This window comes from Streptomyces botrytidirepellens, from assembly GCF_003721215.1.
Lineage (GTDB): Bacteria > Actinomycetota > Actinomycetes > Streptomycetales > Streptomycetaceae > Streptomyces > Streptomyces himastatinicus.
Genome location: NZ_RIBZ01000293.1, coordinates 1 through 22356, shown reverse-complemented (window position 1 = coordinate 22356; position 22356 = coordinate 1). Strand labels below are relative to the sequence as shown.

The 22356-nt window shown below is 73.0% G+C and carries 19 protein-coding genes, 1 tRNA gene and 3 pseudogenes; 8 read left to right on the top strand and 15 right to left on the bottom strand.

Features of this window, described 5'->3' with window-relative positions; all coding sequences use genetic code 11:
• Positions 1-230 (top strand): annotated as a pseudogene (locus tag EEJ42_RS24495) (glycosyltransferase); the annotation flags it as partial.
• A 39-nt stretch (positions 231-269) separates the two neighbouring features.
• On the opposite strand, the gene EEJ42_RS24490 reads toward EEJ42_RS24495, so the two are convergent.
• Positions 270-1220, bottom strand: coding sequence for an AraC family transcriptional regulator (locus EEJ42_RS24490; protein ID WP_123102917.1), 951 nt, complete (start codon positions 1218-1220; stop codon positions 270-272).
• A gap of 81 nt (positions 1221-1301) precedes the next feature.
• On the opposite strand from EEJ42_RS24490, the gene EEJ42_RS24485 reads away from it, so the two are divergent.
• Positions 1302-2159, top strand: a complete 858-nt coding sequence (locus EEJ42_RS24485; protein WP_184503252.1) for a Rossmann-fold NAD(P)-binding domain-containing protein — start codon at positions 1302-1304, stop codon at positions 2157-2159.
• Between the two features lie 21 nt (positions 2160-2180).
• Here the strand turns inward: EEJ42_RS24485 and EEJ42_RS24480 are convergent, their stop codons facing one another.
• From EEJ42_RS24480 to ribA, 4 genes are all read right to left on the bottom strand, one after another.
• Positions 2181-4316 (bottom strand): xanthine dehydrogenase family protein molybdopterin-binding subunit, encoded by a 2136-nt coding sequence (locus EEJ42_RS24480; protein WP_123102913.1) that lies wholly within the window; start codon positions 4314-4316, stop codon positions 2181-2183.
• Complete coding sequence (locus EEJ42_RS24475) at positions 4313-5314, bottom strand: FAD binding domain-containing protein (RefSeq protein ID WP_123102911.1); 1002 nt, start codon at positions 5312-5314, stop codon at positions 4313-4315. The genes EEJ42_RS24480 and EEJ42_RS24475 overlap by 4 nt, the downstream gene beginning before the upstream one ends.
• Entirely contained in the window at positions 5311-5874 is a 564-nt protein-coding gene (locus tag EEJ42_RS24470; protein WP_123102909.1) for a 2Fe-2S iron-sulfur cluster-binding protein, read from the bottom strand. The genes EEJ42_RS24475 and EEJ42_RS24470 overlap by 4 nt, the downstream gene beginning before the upstream one ends.
• A 116-nt stretch (positions 5875-5990) precedes the next feature.
• Positions 5991-6668, bottom strand: a complete 678-nt coding sequence (ribA, locus tag EEJ42_RS24465) for a GTP cyclohydrolase II (protein WP_123102907.1) — start codon at positions 6666-6668, stop codon at positions 5991-5993.
• Positions 6669-6776: 108 nt separating this feature from the next.
• On the opposite strand from ribA, the gene EEJ42_RS24460 reads away from it, so the two are divergent.
• Both EEJ42_RS24460 and EEJ42_RS53125 read left to right on the top strand, forming a co-directional pair.
• Positions 6777-7577, top strand: a complete 801-nt coding sequence (locus EEJ42_RS24460; RefSeq protein ID WP_123102905.1) for a creatininase family protein — start codon at positions 6777-6779, stop codon at positions 7575-7577.
• Positions 7574-8215 (top strand): annotated as a pseudogene (locus tag EEJ42_RS53125) (RibD family protein); the annotation flags it as partial. The gene EEJ42_RS24460 and the pseudogene EEJ42_RS53125, both read left to right, overlap by 4 nt.
• Positions 8216-8488: 273 nt before the next feature.
• On the opposite strand, the pseudogene EEJ42_RS51115 reads toward EEJ42_RS53125, so the two are convergent.
• The 5 genes and pseudogenes from EEJ42_RS51115 to EEJ42_RS24435 all read right to left on the bottom strand — a co-directional run.
• Positions 8489-9253 (bottom strand): annotated as a pseudogene (locus EEJ42_RS51115) (lysylphosphatidylglycerol synthase transmembrane domain-containing protein); the annotation flags it as partial.
• Positions 9254-9350: 97 nt separating this feature from the next.
• Complete coding sequence (locus tag EEJ42_RS24450) at positions 9351-10079, bottom strand: class I SAM-dependent methyltransferase (protein WP_425472954.1); 729 nt, start codon at positions 10077-10079, stop codon at positions 9351-9353.
• Positions 10080-10213: 134 nt separating this feature from the next.
• Entirely contained in the window at positions 10214-11371 is a 1158-nt protein-coding gene (locus EEJ42_RS24445) for a glycosyltransferase family 4 protein (RefSeq protein WP_123102901.1), read from the bottom strand.
• Positions 11368-11766, bottom strand: a complete 399-nt coding sequence (locus EEJ42_RS24440; protein ID WP_123102899.1) for a 6-pyruvoyl trahydropterin synthase family protein — start codon at positions 11764-11766, stop codon at positions 11368-11370. The genes EEJ42_RS24445 and EEJ42_RS24440 overlap by 4 nt, the downstream gene beginning before the upstream one ends.
• 102 nt (positions 11767-11868) lie before the next feature.
• Positions 11869-12840 carry a zinc-dependent alcohol dehydrogenase gene (locus tag EEJ42_RS24435; protein ID WP_123102897.1) on the bottom strand — a complete coding sequence of 324 codons (972 nt, stop codon included), beginning with the start codon at positions 12838-12840 and terminating at the stop codon, positions 11869-11871.
• Positions 12841-12999: 159 nt separating this feature from the next.
• On the opposite strand from EEJ42_RS24435, the gene EEJ42_RS24430 reads away from it, so the two are divergent.
• Positions 13000-13830 (top strand): CDP-alcohol phosphatidyltransferase family protein, encoded by an 831-nt coding sequence (locus EEJ42_RS24430; RefSeq protein WP_123102895.1) that lies wholly within the window; start codon positions 13000-13002, stop codon positions 13828-13830.
• Positions 13831-13863: 33 nt separating this feature from the next.
• Here the strand turns inward: EEJ42_RS24430 and EEJ42_RS24425 are convergent, their stop codons facing one another.
• The 3 genes from EEJ42_RS24425 to EEJ42_RS24415 form a co-directional block, all read right to left on the bottom strand.
• Complete coding sequence (locus tag EEJ42_RS24425) at positions 13864-15078, bottom strand: PP2C family protein-serine/threonine phosphatase (protein WP_184503250.1); 1215 nt, start codon at positions 15076-15078, stop codon at positions 13864-13866.
• Positions 15079-15572: 494 nt separating this feature from the next.
• Complete coding sequence (locus EEJ42_RS24420; RefSeq protein WP_123102891.1) at positions 15573-16214, bottom strand: DUF1326 domain-containing protein; 642 nt, start codon at positions 16212-16214, stop codon at positions 15573-15575.
• A 372-nt stretch (positions 16215-16586) separates the two neighbouring features.
• Positions 16587-16674, bottom strand: a tRNA-Leu gene (locus EEJ42_RS24415).
• Positions 16675-16946: 272 nt separating this feature from the next.
• Between EEJ42_RS24415 and EEJ42_RS24410 the strand changes: the two genes are divergently transcribed.
• Together EEJ42_RS24410 and EEJ42_RS51110 are read left to right on the top strand one after the other, a co-directional pair.
• Positions 16947-18287 carry a M20/M25/M40 family metallo-hydrolase gene (locus tag EEJ42_RS24410; protein ID WP_123102889.1) on the top strand — a complete coding sequence of 447 codons (1341 nt, stop codon included), beginning with the start codon at positions 16947-16949 and terminating at the stop codon, positions 18285-18287.
• Positions 18288-18623: 336 nt separating this feature from the next.
• Positions 18624-19526, top strand: a complete 903-nt coding sequence (locus EEJ42_RS51110) for a chaplin (protein WP_184503249.1) — start codon at positions 18624-18626, stop codon at positions 19524-19526.
• Positions 19527-19603: 77 nt separating this feature from the next.
• Here EEJ42_RS51110 and EEJ42_RS24400 read toward each other — a convergent pair whose 3' ends face one another.
• Positions 19604-19792, bottom strand: coding sequence for a DUF5703 family protein (locus EEJ42_RS24400; protein ID WP_079038522.1), 189 nt, complete (start codon positions 19790-19792; stop codon positions 19604-19606).
• A 47-nt stretch (positions 19793-19839) separates the two neighbouring features.
• Between EEJ42_RS24400 and EEJ42_RS24395 the strand changes: the two genes are divergently transcribed.
• Entirely contained in the window at positions 19840-20511 is a 672-nt protein-coding gene (locus tag EEJ42_RS24395) for a hypothetical protein (protein WP_123102887.1), read from the top strand.
• A gap of 78 nt (positions 20512-20589) precedes the next feature.
• Here the strand turns inward: EEJ42_RS24395 and EEJ42_RS24390 are convergent.
• Positions 20590-22356 (bottom strand): helix-hairpin-helix domain-containing protein (locus EEJ42_RS24390; RefSeq protein WP_123102919.1); only part of this gene is annotated, 1767 nt, incomplete at its 5' end.

Genomic DNA, 22356 nt, shown 5'->3' with positions numbered 1-22356 from the left:
CCCCCGGCCCGGCCGCCCTCGCCGACGCGCTCCGCCGCCAACTGGCCGCGGGTCCGCGGCGGTACCCGGTGCCGGACGCGGTCGAGCGGTACGACGTCGCCCGCGGCGTCCGCCGCCTCATGGACCTCTACGACCGCGCCACCACCTGCGGCCCGGACGGCTGCCTGCGGGGCCCCGCGGCGGGGATGCGGGCGGTGCGCGGTGGGGAACGCGGCGCGCCCACGGGGTGAGCCGGCGTCTCGTACGGCCGTACGGCCCCGGGCAGCCGGTCAGCCCGCGGGGTCCGCGGAACCGCGGGCGCGGTGCTCCCTCGGGCTGACGCCGCGTATCCGCTTGAACGCCGCGGACAGCGCGAAGGCGCTGCCGTACCCCACCTGCCGGGCCACCGCCGTCAGCGTCGCGTCCGGCTCGCGCAGCAGATCGGCCGCGAGCGCCAGCCGCCAGCCGGTCAGATACGCCATCGGCGGCTCGCCCACCAGCGCGGTGAAGCGGCGGGCCAGCGCCGCCCGCGAGACGCCCGCCTTCGCGGCCAGCCCCGCCACCGTCCACGGATGCGCCGGGTTGTTCTGGAGCAACCGCAGCGCCCGGCCCACCACCGGATCGCCCAGCGCCCGGTACCAGGCCGGGGCCCGCGCCTCCGGCCGGGCGAACCAGGCCCGCAGCACGGCGATCAGCAGCAGGTCCAGCAGCCGGTCCAGGACCGCCGACTGCCCCGCCTCGTCCCGCACGATCTCCTCGCCGAGCCAGGGCATCAGCGGGCAGTCCCACACCTCGCCGTCCAGCACCAACAGTGGCGGCAGCGCGTCCAGCAGCCGCGCGCTGATCTCCCCGTCCAGCGGATAGGTGCCGATGAGCAGCGTCGTGGAGCCGTCCGCGCGGTTGCCCCAGGTGCGCACCCCCAGGGCCATCGCCTCGGCCAGGTCCCGGCCGTCCGCCGTCCGGCACTCCTCGCCCGGCAGGATCCACGCCTGCGGCGGGGTGTCCGGGGAGTCCGCCACCGTGTACGGATCCGGGCCGCGCACCACCGCCACGTCCCCCGGGCCCAGCCGCCGCGGTGCACCGGTGTCCGGCACCACCCACGCCTCGCCGCGCGCCATCGTCATCAGACACAGCGGGGCCCGGTCCTCGATCCGCACCGACCACGGCGGCTCCATCACGGCCCGCAGCAGAAACGCCTCCCGGGCCCGCGGTCCGTCCAGCAGGTTCGCCAGCGCGTCCATGCCGCACATCGTAGACGCACGCTTATGCGGGCGAGCCTCTCGGCCATGGAACGTCTCACTACGGCCCAGTTGACTGTCCGTATGACCACGACGCGGCACACCACGACGCAGCAGACGCAGCACCCGACGACGCTGGTGCTCGGCGGCACCGGCAAGACCGGCCGCCGGATCGCCGAGCGGCTGACCGCCGCCGGACGGCCGGTCCGGATCGGCTCGCGCGGCGGCGAGCCGCCCTTCGACTGGGAGGACCGCGCCACCTGGGCGCCCGCGCTGCGCGGCACCGGCGCCGCGTACCTCGCGTACTACCCCGACATCGCCGACCCGGGCGCCGCCGACACCCTCCGGGCCTTCGCGGAACAGGCCGTCCGCGGCGGCACCCGGCGGCTGGTGCTGCTCTCCGCGCGCGGCATGGACGCGACGCTGCCCGCCGAGCGGGCCGTGGCGGTGGACGGTGCCGAGTGGACCGTCATCCGGGCGAGCTGGTTCTTCCAGAACTTCAGCGAGGGCATCCTGCGGGACGGGGTGCTCGGCGGCGAGATCGTCTTCCCCGCCGGGGACGTCAAGGAGCCCTTCATCGACGCCGACGACATCGCGGAGGTCGCGGTCGCGGCCCTGACCGGCGACGGGCAGCACGCGGGGAGGATCCACGACCTCACCGGCCCGAGGTTGCTGACCTTCGCCGAGGTGGCGGCGGAGATCGCCCGGGCGAGCGGCCGCGCGGTGCGCTACGCGCCGGTCTCCGCGGCGGAATACGGGGCGCTGCTGAGCGGCTACGGGCTCTCCGACGACCTCGTGGCCTTCCTGACCGAGCTGTTCGGCACGCTCCTGGACGGCCGCAACGCGCGGGTGACGGACGGCGTCCACCGGGCCCTCGGCCGTGCGCCGCGCGACTTCGCCGACTCCGCGCGGGAGGCGGCCGCGGACGGCGCCTGGGCCTGATCAGGGGTCAGGCGCCACAGATCAGGGCTCGGACAGCAGCTTGTCGAGGGTGATCGGCAGATCGCGCACCCGCACACCCGTCGCATGGTGCACCGCGTTGGCGATGGCCGCCGCCGTGCCGGTGATGCACACCTCGCCGAGGCCCTTGGCGCCCATCACATTGGTGTGCGGGTCCGTCTCGTCCACCCAGTGCGCCTCGATCGCGTGCACATCGGCGTTGGCGGCGATGTGGTACTGGGCGAAGTCCTGGTTGACCACATGGCCGAACCGCGGGTCCAGCACGCTGTGTTCGTACAGCGCCATCGACATGCCCTGCGTCATGCCGCCCAGCAGTTGCGACCGCGCGGTCCTGGGGTTGATGACCCGGCCCACGTCGAACATCCCGAGCAGCCGCGGCACCCGGACCTCCCCGGTGTCCGCGTCCACCCGGACCTCGGCGAACTGCGCCCCGAAGCTGTGCATCGCGTACCGCTCGGCGTCGGTGTTCGCGGGCATGTCGGCGGTGACCTCGAGGCCGTCCGGCGGAACCACGTCGCCGTGCTCGGTCTCCAGGAGCGTCCGCAACCGGAGGGCGGCCTCCGCGATCGACGAGCCCCAGCTGTTGATGCCGGAGGAGAAACCGGCGGGGGAGGCGTTCGGCAGGGTGGTGTCCCCGATGCGCAGCTCCACCCGCTCCACCGGCACGCCCAGCGCGTCCGCGGCGATCTGGGTGAGCGCCGTCCAGGTGCCGGTGCCCAGGTCGGCGGCGGCGATCAGCACCGTGCAGTGCCCGTCCGGCGCGACCCGGACCGTCGCCGCGTTCCCCGGGAGGCGCGGCGAGGGGTACGTGGACGCGGCCACCCCGGTCCCGATCAGCCACCGCCCCATGCGGCGCGCCCGGGGCGTCGGATCGCGCCGCTCCCATCCGGCGCGGCGGGCGCCCTCGCGCAGACAGGCCACCAGATGGCGGCTGGAGAACGGCAGTCCGGACTCGGGGTGGACGTCCGGCTCGTTGCGGATGCGGAACTCCACCGGGTCCATGCCGCAGGCGATCGCCATCTCGTCCATCGCCGACTCCAGCGCGAACATGCCCTGCGCCTCGCCCGGCGCCCGCATGATCGTGGGCACCGGGATGTCCAGCGGGGCCAGCCGGTGGGTGGTGCGGCGGTGTGGGGCGGCGTACATCAGCCGGGTGCACACGGCGGTGTGGTCGGCGTACCCCTTGGCCCGGGCGGTCTGCTCGACCACGTCATGGGTGACGGCGGTCAGGCGGCCATCGGCGTCCGCGCCGAGCCGGATCCGCTGGATCGACGCCGGGCGGAAGCCCACCAGCGCGAACATCTGCTGGCGGGTCAGCGTGAACTTGACCGGCCGGCGCACGGTCCGCGACCCCATCGCGGCGAGCACCGCGTACGCGTGCGGGTACACCTTCGATCCGAAGCCGCCGCCGACGTGCGGGGACACCACCCGCACCCGGCCCGGCGGGAGCCCCAGGGTGGCGGCGATCAGGTCGCGGCTCATCGTGGCGCCCTGCGTGGAGCAGTACACGAGCAGCTCGCCGTCGGTCCAGGTGACCACGGCGGTGTGCGGCTCCATCGGGTTGTTGTGGTACATCGGCGTGGTGTACGTGGCGTCCAGCACGGTGTGCGCTGCGGCCAGCGCCGGGTCGGCGTCGCCGACGACGCTGTCGGCGGGGGAGCCGTCCTGGAGTTCGCCGCCGCCCTGCCCGAACTGGGCCGCGTTGAGCGGCTTGTAGAGGTCGTCCCGGTCCTCGCGCAGCACCGTGTCGGGGCGGCGCTGCTCGTAGCGGAACCGCACCAGGCCCGCCGCGTACCGGGCCGCCTCGGGGGTCTCCGCGACCACCGCGCCGGTGAACTGCCCGCGCCAGGCCACCTCGTCGGACTGGAGCACCGCCAGCTCCGGATCGTCCGGGATGGTCAGCCGCGGCGCGGTGAGATGGGTGAGCACGGCCAGCACCCCCGGCGCCGCCTCCGCGGCGGCCGTGTCCACCCCGGTGATCCGCCCGGCGGCGATGGTGGCCTGGAGCGGGTGGAGATAGGCGGGGTGCTCGACGGGCCACTCGAACGCGTAGGTGGCGGTGCCGGTGACCTTCAGCGCGCCGTCGACCCGGCGCAGCGGCGCGCCGACCGCCCGCGGCCGCTCCCTGACCTCGCTCATCGGGCGTCCTCCAGCAGATCGAGCAGCGTGGCGACGACGGTGTTGCGGGCGAGCGCCATCTTGAAGGCGTTGCCCGGCAGCGGCTCCGCCTGCGCCAGTTCGGCCGAGGCGGCGTCCCGGAAGCTGTCCCAGGTCGCGGGCGCACCGCGCAGCGCCTCCTCGGCCTTCCACGCCCGCCACGGCTTGTGCGCCACTCCGCCCAGCGCGATGCGGACGTCCCGTACGGTGCCGCCGTCCGCGACATCCAGCGCGGCGGCGACCGACACCAGCGCGAAGGCGTACGAGGCGCGGTCGCGCACTTTGCGGTAGCGGGAGGTGGCGGTGAAGTCGGGCGGCGGCAGCTCCACGGCCGTGATCAGCTCCCCGCGCCGCAGCACCGTGTCCCGCTCGGGGCTGTCGCCGGGCAGCCGGTGCAGCTCGGTCAGCGGGATGCGCAGCTCACCGTCGGGGCTGTCGGCACCCTGGACGCACACGGTCGCGTCGAGCGCCGCCAGCGCGACCGCCATGTCGGAGGGGTGGGTGGCCACACAGGACGGCGAGGCGCCGAGGATCGCCATGTCGCGCTGATAGCCCTCCAGCGCCGAACACCCCGACCCCGGCTCGCGCTTGTTGCACGGGGTGGTCACGTTCTGGAAGTACGCGCAGCGGGTGCGCTGCAACAGGTTCCCGCCGGTGGTGGCGAGGTTGCGCAACTGGCCCGAGGCGCCCGACAACACGGCCTGCGACAGCACCGGATAGCGCCGCCGGATCCGCCGGTCGGCGGCCAGATCGCTGTTGGGGACGGCGGCGCCGATGCGCAGCGACCCGTCCGGCAGCTCCTCGATCCGGTCCGAGGTGAGCCGCCGCACGTCGACCAGCACCTCGGGGGTCGCCACCTCCAGGCGCATCAGGTCCACCAGGTTGGTGCCACCGGCCAGGTACGCCGCCTCCGGATGCTCGGCCAGCGCGGTCACGGCCGCCGCCACGGTGTCGGCGCGTTCGTAGCGGAAGGGCTTCATCGGCGCGCCCCCTCGTCCCGGTGCGCCGCCACCTCGTCCCGGTGTGCGACATCGGCGATGGCCGGGACGATGTTGGCGTACGCGGCGCAGCGGCACAGGTTGCCGCTCATGCGCTCGGCGATCTCCTCGTCGTCCAGCACCACATCGGCGGCGTTCGGATCCTTGGCCACGGCGCTCGGCCAGCCCGCCGCCGCCTCGCGCAGCATGCCCACCGCCGAGCAGATCTGGCCGGGGGTGCAGTAGCCGCACTGGAACGCGTCATGGGCGATGAACGAGCGCTGGAGCGGATGCAGCCCGTCGCCCGCCCCGTCCCCGCCGTTCACCAGGCCCGCGGCCGTGACGACGTCGGCGCCCTGGTGGGCCACCGCCAGCGCCAGACAGGCCAGGGCGCGGCGGCCGTCGAGCAGGATGGTGCAGGCGCCGCACTGGCCGTGGTCACAGCCCTTCTTGGGGCTGGTGTTCCCCAGCCGCTCGCGGAGGGCGTCCAACAGCGTCGTACGGGTGTCGACGGTGAGCCGGTGGTCCGTACCGTCCACCCGGAGCGTGATCTCCACGTCCATGCTTCACATCATCGGACATATGTGCACTGATCGCCTGTTCTCGCCTCAGTGCCTCCGGAGCGCCGACGGTGCGGCAGGCCCGCCGCGTCGTCGGCGCCACCGGCTCCCCGCGCCGTTCAGGACCGCTCGGCGCCGCCGTCGACGGACGACAGCACACCGTCCAGGTGCGGCAGGTAGTGGTCCATCCGCTCCCGCTTGGTCAGCAGGTAGGGCAGGTTCTCCTCGCACGGCTGGATCAGCAGCGGAACCTGCTCGCTGATCTTGATGCCGTGGCGCAGCAGCGCCTCCCGCTTGCGCGGGTTGTTGGAGAGCAGCCGTATGGAGCGCACCCCGAGGTCGTGCAGCATCTCCGCCGCCACCTGGTAGTCGCGGGCGTCGTCCGGGAGGCCGAGCGCGAGGTTGGCCTCGACCGTGTCCAGGCCCTCCGCCTGGAGCTGCATCGCCTGGAGCTTGGCCAGCAGGCCGATGCCCCGGCCCTCGTGGCCGCGGAGGTAGACGAGGATGCCCCGCCCCTCGCTCACGATGGCGCGCAGCGCCGCGGACAGTTGGTCGCCGCATTCGCAGTGCCGGGAACCGAAGGCGTCTCCGGTCAGGCACTCGGAATGCACGCGCGTCAGGGCGTCCTCGCCCTTGACGTCGCCGTATACCAGCGCGATCTGTTCATCTCCGCGATTGTGGTCCTGGTAGCCGTAGGCGAGAAAATCGCCGTGCACGGTGGACAGCCGGAGATTCACCACTCGTTCGACATCCGATCGACGAGTGCTGTCGACCAACACGCTATCACTTACTGTCATGTTGCAACCCTATCTGGTAAACGCCGGGTGGCGTAGGGGAAAATGGCAAAGTCGGCCGGGTGATTGGCCGCGCATCCCGTAACACGAAGAACGAAAGGCCCGTAGCACATGAGTGATTCGGAAACGCCGGACCAGTGGGCCTCGGGGCTCCTGCCGCCGACGACCACGGAGGAGGTGCGGGCCCTGGGGGCCGGTGTCGCCGTCCTGCCCATCGGCAGCTTCGAGCAACACGGCGCCTATCTCCCGCTGGTGACGGACACGGTCATCGCCTGCACCATCGCCCGGGAGATCGCCGCTGCGTATCCGGTCCAACTCCTCCCGCCCGTCACGGTTTCCTGCTCGCACGAGCACGCGGACTGGCCCGGTACCGTCTCCATTTCCGCCGCGACCCTGTACTCCGTGGTGCGCGACATCGCCGGATCGCTGCGCCGCTCCGGTGTCGGTTCGCTGATTCTGGTGAACGGACACGGCGGAAATTACGTCCTGCGCAACATTGTTCAGGAATCCGCCGGCACCGGTACCCGCATGGCGCTTTTCCCGGGCTCGGCCGACTGGGACACGGCCCGCACCAGGGCCGGTGTCCAAACCCCGTCGTACAGCGATATGCACGGGGGAGAAGTGGAGACCTCCATCCTGTTGCATGCCCATCCCGAACTCGTCCGTCCCGGTTATGAAACCTCCGATTGTCTCGCCGACGACCGGAAGCATCTGCTGACTCTCGGTATGGCCGAGTACACCGAGTCCGGTGTCATCGGCCGCCCTTCCCTGGCATCCGCCGCCAAGGGAAAGGAACTTCTCGCCGCACTCACCGAATCCTTCGCCGAGTACCTTTCCGTGGTCGGCGACTCTCCGGTCGGCGAGCGGGCCGGCGAGCGGGTCGGCGAGCGACAGGAAACGGAGACGCGATGACGACGCTGGACACGGCACGGGCCTGGGAGCGCCTGCACTCCATACGGACCGTGGCCGAGGCCCGGGCCGCCGGTCTGGTGCGCGGCTCGGGCGGCGCGGTGCGCTGGCGCGAGGACGCCACCCCGGAGGCGGACGAACTCGCCGACCGCTATCTGCCGCTGTGCCTCGCCGGGCCGCGGCTGACGATCGCCCAGCTCGGCCAGAGCCTCGACGGTTTCATCGCGACCCGCACCGGCGACGCCGACTACGTCACCGGCGAGGAGGACCGGTGCCATCTGCACCGGCTGCGCGCCCTCACCGACGCCGTGGTGGTCGGGGCCGGGACCGCCGTCGCGGACGACCCCCAGCTCACCGTGCGCGCCTGCTCCGGACCGCATCCGGTGCGCGTCATCCTCGATCCGCACGGCCGGGTACCTCCGCATCGCCGGGTCTTCACCGACGGCTCAGCGCCGACCCTGTGGGTGGTGGGAGCGGACACCGGCGACGGGCGGACGGCGCCGGACGGAGTTGACGTACTGACCCTGCCGGACCGTGCCGCGTTCACGCCGCAGCGCCTGGTGGAGGCGCTTGCGGCGCGCGGACTCGGCCGGGTGCTGATCGAGGGTGGCGGCGTCACGGTGTCGCGCTTTCTTCATGACGGCGCGCTGCACCGCCTGTACGTCACCGTGGCACCGGTTCTGCTCGGCGACGGCATCCCGGGGCTGCGCTTCGACGGCACCCCCGTCATGCGCGACGCCCTGCGCCCCCGGACCCGCCGGGCCCACCTCGGCGAGGACACCCTCTTCGAGCTCGACCTGGGGACGCCGCAGCCGGACGGCCCACTGCCCGACCAGCACACCCAGACCGGGCAGGCTCGCGGCGAAGGTGAGGACCCCGTACACGACCGCGACCGTCAGCCCCTGGGCGGCGCCCAGGCCCGCGGAGCCGAAGGCCCACGCGGTGACGCCCTCGCGGGGACCCCAGCCACCGACGTTCAGCGGCAGCGCCATGGCGAGCAGGGCCAGCACCATGATGGGCACCAGCCGGGCCGCCGGGGCGGTTGATCCCGCTGCCCGCGCGGCCAGCAGGAACATCCCGAGATAGCCCGCCAGCACCACCGCGGACGAGAGCACGACCCCCGGCCAGCTCGCGCGGGCCAGCAGCCCGAGCCGCGCCTCGGTGAGCGCGGCGCGCAGCGCCCGGCGCCCCCGCGAGGTGCCGGGCCTGCGGCGCAGCCGTACGACGGCCACGGCCCCGAGCCCGCACACCGCGAGCAGCGCGGGTGCGGCGCCGGGCGTCGTGGCCACGGCGTGCAGCATCCGCCCGCCCTCGGACAGGGCGAGGGCGGGGTGGGCGAACAGCAGCGCCACGCCGACCATCACCAGCACCACCTGACCCGCGGTCCGCTCCAGCACCACGGCGCGCACGCCCCGGGCGACATCGCCCTCGGTGCGCCCGTGCCGTACCGCGCGGTGCACATCGCCGAGGACGCCGCCGGGCAGCGCCGCGTTGAGGAACTGGGAGCGGTAGTAGTCGCCGACGGCCTGCACCAGGGGCAGCCGGATGCGCAGCGCCCGCGCCACCACGCACCAGCGCCAGGCGCTGAACACGGTGGTCAGCAGGCCCAGTCCGAGGGCGGCCAGCAGGGTGACTCCGTCGATGCGGCGCAAGCCCTCCACGAAGGCGCCGGTGCCCATCTGCCACAGCAGCACCGCGATGATGGCCGCTCCGGCGAGGGTGCCCAGCCGGCCCCGGATCGTCGCGCTCATGACACTCCGCCCGTCGGCCCGGGGCTCACGGGCCGCGGCAGCGCGAGCAGGTCGTCGTGGTGCACCACCACCCGCAGCTCGCCCGCCGCGCACTCCGCCAGCCGCCGCCGCAGATACGTCTCGGCACGCGGTTCCAGCTCCGGCCGGTGCTCCACCGCCGCGCCCACCCAGCCCCGCAGCCACTCCGCCGCCAGCGCCGATTCTCCGCCGCCCAGCAACCAGGGGCTGGCGTGCGTCCGTACGGTCGCACCGTGCCGGGCGAACGCCTCGGAGGCCACCGCGACCGCGTCCGGCCCGAGCAGACCGGAGCGGCGCTGGTGGGCGTTGAACGCCTNAGCAGACCGGAGCGGCGCTGGTGGGCGTTGAACGCCTCCGCGATCTCCGCGTCCAGCGGGTCCTCCGGGGCCAGTTCGACCCGCCCCGCCACCGACAGCGCCAGCAGCACCGGACAACCGGCCCCGGCACAGGCCGCGGCGAGCCCCTCTATCTCCTCGGCGGTGAGCACGTCCAGCAGCGCGGAGGCCGTCACCAGCGACGCACCCGCCAGATCGGCCGCGGTCAGCGAGCCCAGGTCACCGCGGCGCGTGCGCACCGTGACCGGGCTGCCGTCGGCGGCCGCACGCGGCGCCCGCTCGGCGGCCAGCTCCAGCAGACCGGGATCGTGGTCGTGCAGCACCCACTCCTGCGGGCCGTCCAGCCGGGGCGCCAGCCACCGGCCCAGCGAACCGGTGCCGCAGCCCAGGTCATGGATCACGCGGACGGAGCGTCCGGCCGTCTCCGCGAGACGGGCCCGCAACGGCTCCAGCAGTTCGGCCGCGCGGGCGGCGGCGTCCGCCCCCTCGCGCAACTCCAGCCACTCGGGCGCGTAGTGAGGCGTATCGGTGGTGGTCACGCGGCCCTCCGGGGTTCGCGGCGAAGTCGTTCCAGCGCACCGGCCAGGTCCGATGCGGTCGTGTGCCAGCCGTCCAGCGCGGTGCGCCGGCCACGGGCGGCCGTGATCAGTCGGCGGCGTACATCGGGATCGCCCAGCCAGCGGCGCAGCGCCGCCGTGAGCGCGGCCGGGTCGTCCGGGGTGACGAGCAGGCCCGGCACGCTGCCCTCGGGCGCGTGCCCGAGCGCCTCCGGAATCCCGCCCACGGCGGTGGCCAGCACCGGAACGCCGTGCGCCAGCGCCTCGGTCACCACCATCCCGTACGTCTCGGCGTACGAGGCGAGCACCAGCAGATCGGCACCGGCGAAGCTCGCCTCCAGCTCCGCGCCGCCGCGCGGCCCGGTGAGCCGCACCCGGTCGCCGAGCCCTGACGCCTCGATCAGCTCGCGGAGCCGCTCCACATAGCCGGGGTCCTGGCCGAGACCGCCGACGCACTCCAGCGTCCACGGCAGATCGGCCACCTCGGCCAGCGCCTCCACCAGCCGGTGCTGCCCCTTGCGCGGCGTCACCGACGCGACGCACAGCAGCCGGGTGCCCTCGTCCGTGCCGGACGCCTGCGGCGCCACATCGGCACCCGGCGCGGCCACATGGACCCGGCCCGGGGCCAGCCCGTGGTGCGCCACGAGCCGACGGGCCGCCCAGCCGCTGGTGGCCACCACCGCGGGCATCGCGCGCAGCGTCTTGCGCTCCAGCGCGTCCAGGTCCGCCGCCCGGCCCGGGGCGAGCCCCGTCTCCTCGCCCAGCGGCAGATGCACCAGCACCCCGAGCCGCAGCCGTTCCGCCTCGGGAACGACGAGGTAGGGGACGGCGCAGGCCACGAGGCCGTCGAGGAGCACGATGCTGCCGTCCGCCAGCTCCGCCAGGAGCCGGGCCAGTTCGGCGCGCGCCACGGGCCCCGGCTGCGGCCAGCTGCCCGCGATCGTGTGCTCGCGGACGTCCCAGCCGATGCCGGGCAGCTCCCGGCAGATCCGCCGGTCGTACGTATTGCCGCCGCTCGGCGTGGCCGGGTCGTCCACCCCGCCGGGCATGACGACGTGCACTTCGCGCACCGGCGGCGGGACGGCTCCGCCGCCGAGGCCCAGCAGGCTCCCGGGATGGTCGAGGTGCGCGGTCACAGGTCACGCTCGTAACTCGCCCAGGCGACGTGCGATTCGTGCAGGGTCACCTTGATCCCGGCGAGGCCGCGCGCGCCCTCGCCGAGCGCCCCGGCGTGCACCCGCTCCGCGAGCCGGTCGGCGATGACCTTGGCCAGGAACTCGGTGGAGGTGTTGATCCCCTTGAAGGCGGGCTCGTCATCGAGGTTCCGGTAGTTGAGGTCGCCGACCACCGCGCCGAGTTCCTGGGTGGCCAGTCCGATGTCGACGACGATGTTGTCGTCGTCCAGCGCGGCGCGCCGGAAGGTGGCGTCCACCAGAAACGTGGCGCCGTGCAGACGCTGCGCGGGTCCGAAGACCTCTCCGCTGAAGCTGTGGGCGACCATCAGGTGATCGCGGACGGTGATGCTGAACAACGGCCCTCCCGGTCCGGCGGCACATCTCGGCTTCTAGTACGGCCGATGCCTTCCCCGTGTTCAGCCGCAGCTCAGCCTTGTTCAGACGGCTTTGCGCGCGCCTCAGTACCGCACCCGGTGACAGAGGCCCGGCAGTTCACCGGCGGCGATCCGGGCCATCACCCCCGGCAGCTCCTCGAACGCGCATTCCCCGGTGACCAGCGCGTCCAGCGCGGGGTCGGCGAGCAGCTCCAGCGCGAGCGCCAGCCGGTCCGCGTAGCCGCGGCGGCCGCCCCGGACCGGGGACACCGTCCCCACCTGACTGCTGCGCACGGTCAACCGGCGCGAGTGGAACGCCTCGCCCAGCGGCACGCTGATCCGGCGGTCGCCGTACCAGCTCAGCTCGATGACCGTGCCCTCCGGGGCGAGGAGTTCCAGGGAGCGCGCGAGACCCGCCTCGCTCGCGCTGGCGTGCACCACCAGATCCCGCTCCCCCTCGGCCTCCTCCGGCAGCGCGAAGTCCACGCCGAGCGCCTTGGCGAGCTCCGCGCGCGCCGGGTCGGCGTCCACCAACTGGACCCGCACGGCCGGATAGCGGGCCAGCAGCGCGGCGACCGACGCCCCGACCATCCCCGCCCCGATCACCGTGATCCGGTCGCCGAGCAGCGGCGCCGCGTCCCACAGGGCGTTCACCGCGGTCTCCACCGTCCCGGCCAGCACCGCCCGCTCGGCGGGCACGCCCTCCGGTACGGGCGTCACGGCGCTCGCCGGGACCACGTACCGCGTCTGGTGCGGGAACAGACAGAAGACCGTACGGCCCACCAGCTCCCGCGGCCCCTCCTCGACCACCCCCACATTGAGGTAGCCGTACTTCACCGGCCCGGGGAAGTCGCCCTCCTGGAACGGCGCCCGCATCGCGCCGTACTGGCTCTCCGGCACCCCGCCCCGGAACACCAGCGCCTCCGTGCCGCGGCTCACACCGGAGCACAGCGTGCGCACCACCACCTCACCCTCGGCGGGCTCGGGCAGCACCACATCCCGTATCCCACCGTGACCGGGGGAGTTGAGCCAGAAAGCACGGGCGACGCGCTCCATCTGCGTCCTCCTGGGAATCGAGCAGAAACTCTGCGCTGAAACAACGGGCCACGCATCGCGCTGAACAAACGGGAGACGCGCCACGTACGGGACATCATCAAGCCGCGCACACGCTACGCGGCGCCAATCGACACTGTCACACAGCCGGAGGGGTGCCCGGTGGCCCTGAACCACACACACAACGCGAGGCTGTTGCGGCAGGAGACGGCGGCGGGAGCGGGCGTACAGATCCTCCTGCTCACGCTTCTGGGCGCCTCGCTCGACCTGGGGCCCGCGGGCTGGCTCACCGGCCTCGCCTTCGCGGCCGTCTCCTGGGCCGTGCTGACCCGCGCCGTCTCCCGCTCCTGGCTGTCCTCCTTCGGGGCCGCCAACCGCGTCACCCTGGCCCGGGCCACCCTCGTCGGGGGCGTGACCGCGCTGGTCGCCGACTCCTTCACGAGCCCGCCCCGGGTCGCGGTCCTCACCGCGCTCACCGCGGTGGCCCTGATCCTCGACGCGGTCGACGGCCAGGTGGCCCGCCGCACCGGAACCTCCTCGTCGCTGGGCGCACGGTTCGACATGGAGGTCGACGCCATCCTCATCCTGGTGCTCAGCGTCTACGTCGCCACCGCACTGGGCCCCTGGGTGCTGCTGATCGGCGCCATGCGCTACGCCTTCGTCGCCGCCGCCCGCTTCCTCCCCTGGATGAACGCGCCGCTCCCGCACAGCATGGCCCGCAAGACGGTCGCCGCCCTCCAGGGCGTCGCCCTCCTCGTGGCCGCCACCGGACTCCTCCCGGCCCCCGCGAACCTCGCGGCCGTACTGCTGGCCCTGACCTCGCTGATCTGGTCCTTCGCCCGGGACATCGCGTGGCTGTGGAGCACGGACAAGGCCGCCCGCGCCGAGGCGCGGACGGAACCCGAGCCCCCCGTCGCCCGCGTCACACGCCTCGCCGCCCGCCCGGTGCCCCGCGTGGTGCACGACGAACCGGTCCCCGCGCGCAGCGCGTGACCGCCCTCCCGGCGCTCCCGGTTCAGCGCGTCCTCACTCCTGTGACCAGTGGGCGATGCGCACCTGCTCGGGCCGCTGCGGGCGAGGCCACGTGGCGATCCTGCCGTGGGGAACGCCGTGGAGGCGGGCCATGAGCACGGCGGCGTCGTCGTGCCGGCCGCCGGGGTGCTGTCGCCCCAGGAGTGCGTCGCACGCTTCCTCCAGCGACAGGTGGGGGGTGGTGAGGCTGCGGCGCACGGCGGACAGCCCCTCCTCGATGTCCTCCTCGCGGGTCTCCACCAGACCGTCGGTACACATCAGGAGAAGGCTGCCGGGGTCGATGGACAGCTCGAATGTGTCGATGGCGGGGCTTCCCACCCCGATCGGCGCGCTGACGGGCACCTGGAGCAGTTCATCCTTGCCGTCCGGGCTCACCAGGATGGGTGGAAGGTGCCCGGCGCTGGCGAAGGTGGCCCGGCGGGTGAGGGGGTCATAGATGCCATACAGACACGTGGCCAGGATGGTCTGGTCGAGCCCTTGGGCGAACTGGTCGAGGCGGAGCAACAACTGCGCGGGGGGAAGGTCCAGGGTGGCGAGGGTTTTGACGGCGGTGCGCAGTTGGCCCATCGCCACGGCCGCATGCAATCCATGACCTGCCACATCACCGATGACCAGGCCGACCCGGTGGCCGGGCAGCCGGATGGCGTCCAGCCAGTCGCCGCCCACCTGCGTGGTGCGGCTGTACGGGTGGTACCGGTAGGCGATTTCCACCCCTGGCAGATGCGGCGGCAGCATGGGCAGGAGACTGCGCCGCAACACGGCTGAGGTTCTGGCCTGGTGGTGGTAGAGGCGGGCGTTGTGCAGGGACAGGGCCGCCCGCTCGGCCATCTCCTGGCAGGCGGCCAGGTCCGCCGGGAGGAATGCGGGGCGCCCTGGTTTGCGTCCGAAGACCAGGAAACCAAGGACCGAATCCCGCACGGTCAGCGGCACCAGCATGACGGAAGAGTCAGTGAGCACCGACCGGGCGGACGGGCTGTCGAGTTCCGCCGGCAGCTTCCGCAGGATGTCCCGGTCGACCCGGGGAATGAGGACAGGCTCGATGAGTGCGAGAAACCGGGCCATTGCCGTGCCGGATGGGTAGGCGAAGGTCTGCCCCGCCTGGAGTCCCTCCCCGTGCCCCGGGTCGTCATGGTGGACGGCGGCCACGCGGTGCATCACCGAGGCGGCGCGCGGATTCCGTGCGGTGGAGTCGTCTTCCGATGCGGTCACATGATCGTGGAGATGAACCGAAGCGAAGTCGGCGAACCCCGGAACAGCCGAGGCGGCCAGGAGGCGAGCCGCGTGGCCGAGGTTCAACGTGGTACCGATGTCGCTGATCGCCCGTTGAAGGAAAGCCAGCCTGGCCCCCTCGCCCTCCATGTGTGCGTCGGCCGTATCGTGCCGGTCGGGGACGATGCGGTTCGGAACACTTTGTGGTGCCTGCAACTAGGCCCCCTTGACGTGATGTCGGGCAGCGGTGGCGCCCATGTGACGACGAGGAGCACGGCGACCGACGCGCCATCCATAAAGGGCCCGGATCGTCCGACAAGACCGTATCGCCTGAATCGCTCCAAGGTGGTCACTCAAAGGAGTGGTCTGGCGCGGAGTGAGATGACGCATGCCTCGCCGCCGGGCCCGGCAGCGCAGGTCTGCGTCATGCCGGGGCCCGAATGCCGGGCTGTCCACCGTACTTGCCCTACGGGGGACAGCTTTTGCCTGGGTTGTTATGCGTCGGGCCGCCAGTCGAACGGGAAGTGCTTGCTGGACCCGCCTCGGTACTCGCGGGAGAAGTCAAAGCCTTCGGCGTGGTCCGCGCTCACCACACCCCATGTCGCAACCTGGCCGGGCCCCACCTCCGCCCCAGGGGCGTTGATCAACTGCACCCGGCGCCTGGGGTCCGAGGTGGGACCGGTCAGTGCCGTGGCGCCCACACTCACCTTGTCGGACACGGCCGCGCGCCAGTATGCGAGATCCGGCGCGGCGTCGAAGTGAATCGGGGCGTATTGCACGTCGCGCACTTGGCTGATCAGTGAACCGAACGTGCCCGGCCATCCCCCGGCGTTGCCGCGGAAGATCTTCTCCAGGGCGTCCCGCTGTGCGGGCGTCCCCTTCGCGTCGATGTAGAACATCGCCGTCATCGTGGCGTCAGGGTCGTCCACCCACATGTTTCCGGCGAACTCGCCGAGCGCCACGACGCCCAGGCCGTCCAGGCGTACATCCCCGAAGTGCCCTTCATGGATCTGCCATACGAGCGTGAACAGGCAGGCGCCGTTTGTCGGAGCCTGCGCGAAGGTGCAGGGGCAGGGCATCGAGCAGCTGCATACGTCGAACCACTCGCCCTTGAGGTGCCAGTTCGTCTCGCTCATCGCGGTTCCCCTTCCCTATATACCCCCTGGGGGTATCTCCGTGACACGAGGTTATCCTGCCGCCGCGACTGCGTCAAATACCCCCAGGGGGTAACGGCCGTGCAGCCTCACGGCCCCGCCCGGGTGGCCCCGGGAAGGCCGGGGGTGCGCCAGATCTCACCCGCCGCAGGGGCCCTGGCGCCCATGGCGAACGCGGCCGTGGCGCAACTGCCGAAGTAAGACTGGCCCAGATCGAGAAGGGCGCGGAGCAATCCGGGGCCCTTGCCCTACAGGAGGGCCCAGCTCCACGCACGTGAGACTTTCAGGCCGCGCTCAGGCGCCGGGTCACCTGCCCAGAAATGCAGAAAACCCCTGCTGGGCAGGGGTCTTAGCTGGTGTCCGAGGGGGGACTTGAACCCCCACGCCCGATAAAGGGCACTAGCACCTCAAGCTAGCGCGTCTGCCATTCCGCCACCCGGACCAGGTGTCTGCCGTCCCGGCCCGCGGCCGTTCCGACGTGGAAAACCATAGCAAACATCAGAGCGTGCTCGATCACGCGGACGGCCCCGCGGACGGCGGCGGCCGATGGGTCGCCGCCGGGCCGCCGGTGGGGCGCCGCTGTGTGACGGGGGCATGACGGCGGTATTGCGGCCTTGGGCTGCGGCGTCGGGGGGTGGAGGATGGCGGAGTGGCCCCGCGGTGGGCCGGTCCGGGTGGACCCGGCCCGGGGGCAGGGAACGACGAGGAGGCAGCGTGAGTGAGTCGCAATCGGGCGGGACGAAAGCCGGAACGGTCAGGGGCGAGGACGAGGTCGTCGATCTGTGCCGCGATCTGATCCGGATCGATACCAGTAACTACGGCCCCGATCACTCCGGCCCCGGTGAGCGGGCTGCCGCCGAGTACGTCGCCGAGAAGCTCGCCGAGGTGGGGCTCGAACCGCAGATCTTCGAATCCCGCAAGGGCCGGGCCTCGACGGTGGCGCGCATCGAGGGCGAGGACCCGTCCCGGCCCGCGCTGCTCATCCACGGCCACACCGACGTCGTACCGGCCAACGCCGAGGACTGGACCATTCACCCCTTCTCCGGCGAGATCGTCGACGACTGCGTCTGGGGCCGGGGCGCGGTCGACATGAAGGACATGGACGCCATGACGCTCGCGGTCGTCCGCGAGCGGCTGCGCACCGGCCGCAAGCCACCGCGCGACATCGTGCTCGCCTTCCTCGCCGACGAGGAGGCGGGCGGCGTGTTCGGGGCGCGGCACCTGGTCAACAACCACCCGGAGCTGTTCGAGGGCGTGACGGAGGCGATCGGCGAGGTCGGCGGCTTCTCCTTCACCGTCAACGAGGACCTGCGGCTGTATCTGATCGAGACCGCCCAGAAGGGCATGCACTGGATGCGGCTCACGGTGGACGGCACCGCGGGCCACGGCTCCATGACCAACAACGACAACGCCATCACCGAGCTGGCGGAGGCGGTCGGGCGGCTCGGGCGACACAAGTTCCCGATCCGGGTGACCAAGACCGTACGGTCCTTCCTGGACGAGCTGTCCGACGCGCTCGGCACCCCGCTCGACCCGGACAACATGGACGAGACGCTGGCCAAGCTCGGCGGCATCGCGAAGCTCATCGGGGCGACGCTCCAGAACACCGCCGCGCCGACCATGCTCGGCGCCGGGTACAAGGTCAACGTCATCCCCGGGCAGGCGACCGCCCATGTCGACGGCCGCTTCCTGCCGGGTCTGGAGGACGAGTTCCTGGCCGACCTCGACCGCATCCTCGGCCCGAAGGTCAAGCGCGAGGACGTGCACGCGGACAAGGCCCTGGAGACGACCTTCGACGGGGCGCTGGTCGATGCCATGCAGTCGGCGCTCAAGGCCGAGGACCCGATCGCGCGCGCCGTGCCGTACTGCCTCTCCGGCGGCACCGACGCCAAGTCCTTCGACGACCTCGGCATCCGCTGCTTCGGCTTCGCGCCGCTGAAGCTGCCCCCGGAGCTGGACTTCGCCGGGATGTTCCACGGCGTGGACGAGCGGGTTCCGGTGGACGGGCTGAAGTTCGGCGTGCGGGTCCTCGACCGGTTCCTGGACGCGTGCTGAGGGGCCCTGGATGGCCTAATCGTTCACACATACTGAATGCATCACAAAGGGTGAATGCTGTCGTAGCTTGATAGCTTGATTGCTCCCTCCTCGTTACATGGGGTGTGCGGCTCGTGACCGGGCCGCGAAGCCGAAAAGGGGGCGGGACGATGAACCCCGGCCTTCGGCGACTACCGCATCGATCACGTGACGTTGAGTCACGGTCCACCGGAACGTGATGCCGGCGGTCCGGGAATGCGCGCGACGCGCACTCCCGGACCGCCCGGGCATGGGGGTGCGGGCGCGAGATCGCCCGCACGCGTTCCGGCCGGGCCACCGGCAGGGGAGCGAAAAGTTATGCGACAGGTTGCGAAAAAGGGCCTGATCACCGTAGCGGCGGCGAGCGGCATGCTGGCCGTGACCGGAGGCTACGCACACGCGGACTCGGGGGCGACCAGCAGCACCGGGAACTCGCCCGGCGTCGTGTCGGGCAACAACATCCAGGCGCCGGTGCACGTGCCGGTGAGCCTGTGCGGAAACACCGTGAACGTCCTCGGGTTCCTCAACGACGCCCGGTGCGGCAGCGGTGCGCAGCAGGGCTCGGGCAGCTCGGCCAACTCCGGCAGCTCGGGCAGCTCCGGCAGTTCGTCCAGCGGCTCCCAGGCGGGGAGCTCCTCCGCCCAGGGCGGCACCGGGACGTCGCCGGGGGTCGGCTCCGGCAACAACGTCCAGGCCCCGGTGCACGTTCCGGTCACCGTGTGCGGGAACAGCATCGGTGTGATCGCGGCCGGGAACAGCGGCGGGGGCGACTGCGACGGTGTGGTCGAGGCCGTACCGGAGAACCCGGACAACCCCGGGAACCCTGGCAACCCGGGTAACCCCGGCACGCCGGGCAACCCCGGCAACCCCGGCACGCCGGGCAACCCTGGGAACCCCGGCAACCCTGGTAACCCGGGGAACCCCGGCACCCCTGGCAATCCCGGTAACCCGGGCCAGCCCGGCACCCCCGGCAACCCCGGTCAGCCGAACAACCCGGGAGATGACACCCCCGGTAACAACGGCGACAACGGCGACCACGGCAACGGGCCCGGGGCGCACGCCGTCGACCCGGCCGCGCACCTCGGCGGTTCCCACCTCACGGGCAACGAGCAGCTCGCCCACACCGGTGCCGGACCGGTGGAACTGGCCATCCCGGCCGCCGCGGGCATGCTGCTCGCGGGCACGGTGCTCTACCGCCGGGCGCGCGCCGCGCGGCACTGACCTCGCCCATACCGTCTGACCTGGGCTGATCCGGTCGGATCACAGCGGGCCCCGCCTCGTGCGGGGCCCGCCGTGCGTCACCAGGTGGCGCGGAGCTGGCGGATGATTCGACGCCGCAGCCGCACTCTTCGGCTGCCGTCGGGGTTGAGTCTCAGTCGATCCAACTCCCAGTGTCCGTATTCGGCATGGTCCGTGAGCAGGCGGGTAGCGGCGTTGCGGGACACCCCGCGTGGCACATACACGTCGCAGAATTCGTATTCCGGCATCGCATCTATTGTGCGGGAACTGCCCTGGTACGGATAGCGTCTGCACTATGTCTGATGCTGCGCAGCCATCCGCTGCCGAGGTACGCGCCGCCGCTGAAGCGGTGAAAGCCGCACTGGACCGTCACCTCGACGCCGTCGAACGCCGGTCGGGGGAAGGCGACCCGGCCGTCTACGCCGCGTTCAACGAACTGGCCGCGGCAGCCGAGGTGTACGACGAGCTGCTCTACGACACCTACGACGAGGTCACGCCCTTCGAAATCCCGGGCGACGACAGCCTGCCCGCCTATGCGGGCCCCGACGAACCCAGCGCGCTCAGCGTGCTGATCCGCCGGGACTACGCGGTCGTCGAACCGCAGCGGCTGCTGTCGCAGGCGCAGCGCATCGTCGACCTGGATCCGGACCTCGACACCGGAGGCGGCCGCCTGGGCGGTGGGACGGCCGGTGCCGGGGAGAGCGTCCATGCCGCTCTCGGCGTCGTGTTCGGCGAGTTCGAGCCGGACGAGATCGCCTCCCGGCACAAGGAGTTCGGCCTGGAGGAGGGCGACTCGACCCTCTGGGTCTCGGCCCTCGAAGAGCCCGCCGAACCGGGCGAGTGGCTGTCCGCCCCGTTCGACCAGGCCGATCCCGAGCAGATCGTGTGCCGCTTCGACGTCAGCTCGGTCTTCGACGAGGAGCTGGACGACGAGGACGATCTTGAGGTGCTGGGCCCGGGGAGCTGAACCCGGCAGCACCGCCGCACCCCGGGCCCTCCGGCCGCACCCCCGCGGCCGCAGGGCCCGTACCGCCCGTCTCGCCCGTCATCCGGTGGGCGGCGCCTGGGTCTGGAGCAGGGACCGCAGGCGCGTGGTGCGGTCCTTGAACGGGATCTCCGCGACGGCCCGGGGCAGCGCCGCCTCCGCGCCCTGCACCACGGACAGATGCCGCTCGCCCCGGCCGAAGGCGGTGTAGACCCAGGCCCGGGTCAGCCCGGGCGCCGCGTCCCCCGGCAGCACCACGACCGCGGCGGGCCAGCGCATTCCGGCCGCCTGATGGGCGGTGAGGGCCCAGCCGTGCCGCACCAGGTCGCCGACCTGCTCACGGGGCACCACCACCGGCGCACCCGCGCAGTCCAGCCGCAGCCCCTCGGCGTCCGCCGACACCACGGTGCCCGGGAGGGCACGGCCCGGCGCCGGGCTGTAGGCGACACGGTCGCCCGGGTCGAAACCGGCGAACCGGCCGGGGCCGGGGTTCAGCCGCTCCTTCAGCGCCGCGTTGAGGGCACGCGTCCCCGCCGCGCCACCATGGCCGGGCGTGATCACCTGGGTCTGCTCCGACGGCACGCCGATCGCGCGCGGCACCGAGTCCGCGACCAGCTGCACGGTGCGGTGCACGGCCTCGCCCGGGTCGCGCACGGGGACGATCACGACCTCCTTGCCCGGCGCCTCCACCTGGTTCAGCTCGCCGATGCCGATGCCCGAGACCAGCTCGCCGATCGGCCCCGGGTCGGGCGTACGGGAGACCACCTGCGGGCAGCGGCGGGCCGCCACCAGGTCCGCGAAGACCCGGCCGGGCCCGGCCGACCACAGCACGCCCGGGTCCCCGCTCAGTACCAGCCGGGCGCCGTCCGGCAGGGACTCGACGAGCATGGCCGCCGTCTCCACGTCCAGCTGGGGCGCGTCCAGCACGGCGATCAGGTCCACCGCCAGCGCGCCGTCCTCGTCGCGCCCCGGGCCCTCGCCGCCGGAGAGCAGCCCGGCGACGGTGACGGCCGCGTCGGCGCCGACCTCCGCGGCCAGCCGCCGCCTGCCGTCCTCGCTGTGCGCCGCGGCGCACACCCGCAGCCCCATGGACTGCGCGGCGGCGACCAGCGCGGCCGGTTCGGCGCGGGCCGCCTCGCCACCGCTGTGCGTGACCAGGCCGTGCGCCGCGACGGTACGGATCAGCTCGGCGGCGGAAGGGGACGGCGCGGCGCCGGCGGCCGCCTCCCAGTCCGGCGCCTCGTCCTTGTGCGCGTCGGCGAACGTCGAGATCAGCCGGGCGAAGCCGTCCGCCAGGCTCTCCTCCGCGAGCGCGTAGCGGTCGAGCCCCAGCAGCACCCGGACCGGCTGCTCGGCCTCGTCGTCGGGTGCGGCGGGTACGGGCGGCCGGGCGCCCGCGGGCGCCTCCAGAGCGTCCTGGAAGACCAGCACCCCGCCGCCCGCGATGGCCGCCCGCAGCGCCTCGTCCGGGTCCGGCACGGACACCTTGGCGAGCGCGGCCCGCAGCGCGGAGGACTCCAGCGCGGTGTGCCCTTCGAGGGCGGCGCGCTCCAGCAGCCAGCCGGTGAGCGCCTGCGAACGGCGCTCGTCGTCCGGCCCGCACTCCGGCCCCAGCAGGGCGCGCGCGAACCCATCGGCCTGGTCGGGGCGCACCCCGGGGACGGCGAGCAGCTGCCAGGGGTCCTCGCGCAGCGCCTCGGCCGCACGCTCGCCGAGCGTCTCGGCGACCGGTACGGCCAGCGCCTCGGGCGCCCCGCCCGCGGCCAGCACCTCCCGGACTCCGGCCGCCGCGGGACGCGCCGGTGGCGCGACGGGAGCGGGAGCGGC

What these genes read in the sequence shown, in the direction of transcription:
- EEJ42_RS51110 (WP_184503249.1), top strand. Translation starts at nt 18,624, where the DNA reads ATGCGACAGGTTGCGAAAAAGGGCCTGATCACCGTAGCGGCGGCGAGC.
- EEJ42_RS24420 (WP_123102891.1), bottom strand. Translation starts at nt 16,214, where the DNA reads ATGAGCGAGACGAACTGGCACCTCAAGGGCGAGTGGTTCGACGTATGC.
- EEJ42_RS24485 (WP_184503252.1), top strand. Translation starts at nt 1,302, where the DNA reads ATGACCACGACGCGGCACACCACGACGCAGCAGACGCAGCACCCGACG.
- ribA (WP_123102907.1), bottom strand. Translation starts at nt 6,668, where the DNA reads ATGACAGTAAGTGATAGCGTGTTGGTCGACAGCACTCGTCGATCGGAT.
- EEJ42_RS24490 (WP_123102917.1), bottom strand. Translation starts at nt 1,220, where the DNA reads ATGGACGCGCTGGCGAACCTGCTGGACGGACCGCGGGCCCGGGAGGCG.
- EEJ42_RS24395 (WP_123102887.1), top strand. Translation starts at nt 19,840, where the DNA reads ATGTCTGATGCTGCGCAGCCATCCGCTGCCGAGGTACGCGCCGCCGCT.
- EEJ42_RS24475 (WP_123102911.1), bottom strand. Translation starts at nt 5,314, where the DNA reads ATGAAGCCCTTCCGCTACGAACGCGCCGACACCGTGGCGGCGGCCGTG.
- EEJ42_RS24470 (WP_123102909.1), bottom strand. Translation starts at nt 5,874, where the DNA reads ATGGACGTGGAGATCACGCTCCGGGTGGACGGTACGGACCACCGGCTC.
- EEJ42_RS24460 (WP_123102905.1), top strand. Translation starts at nt 6,777, where the DNA reads ATGAGTGATTCGGAAACGCCGGACCAGTGGGCCTCGGGGCTCCTGCCG.
- EEJ42_RS24435 (WP_123102897.1), bottom strand. Translation starts at nt 12,840, where the DNA reads ATGGAGCGCGTCGCCCGTGCTTTCTGGCTCAACTCCCCCGGTCACGGT.
- EEJ42_RS24400 (WP_079038522.1), bottom strand. Translation starts at nt 19,792, where the DNA reads ATGCCGGAATACGAATTCTGCGACGTGTATGTGCCACGCGGGGTGTCC.
- EEJ42_RS24480 (WP_123102913.1), bottom strand. Translation starts at nt 4,316, where the DNA reads ATGAGCGAGGTCAGGGAGCGGCCGCGGGCGGTCGGCGCGCCGCTGCGC.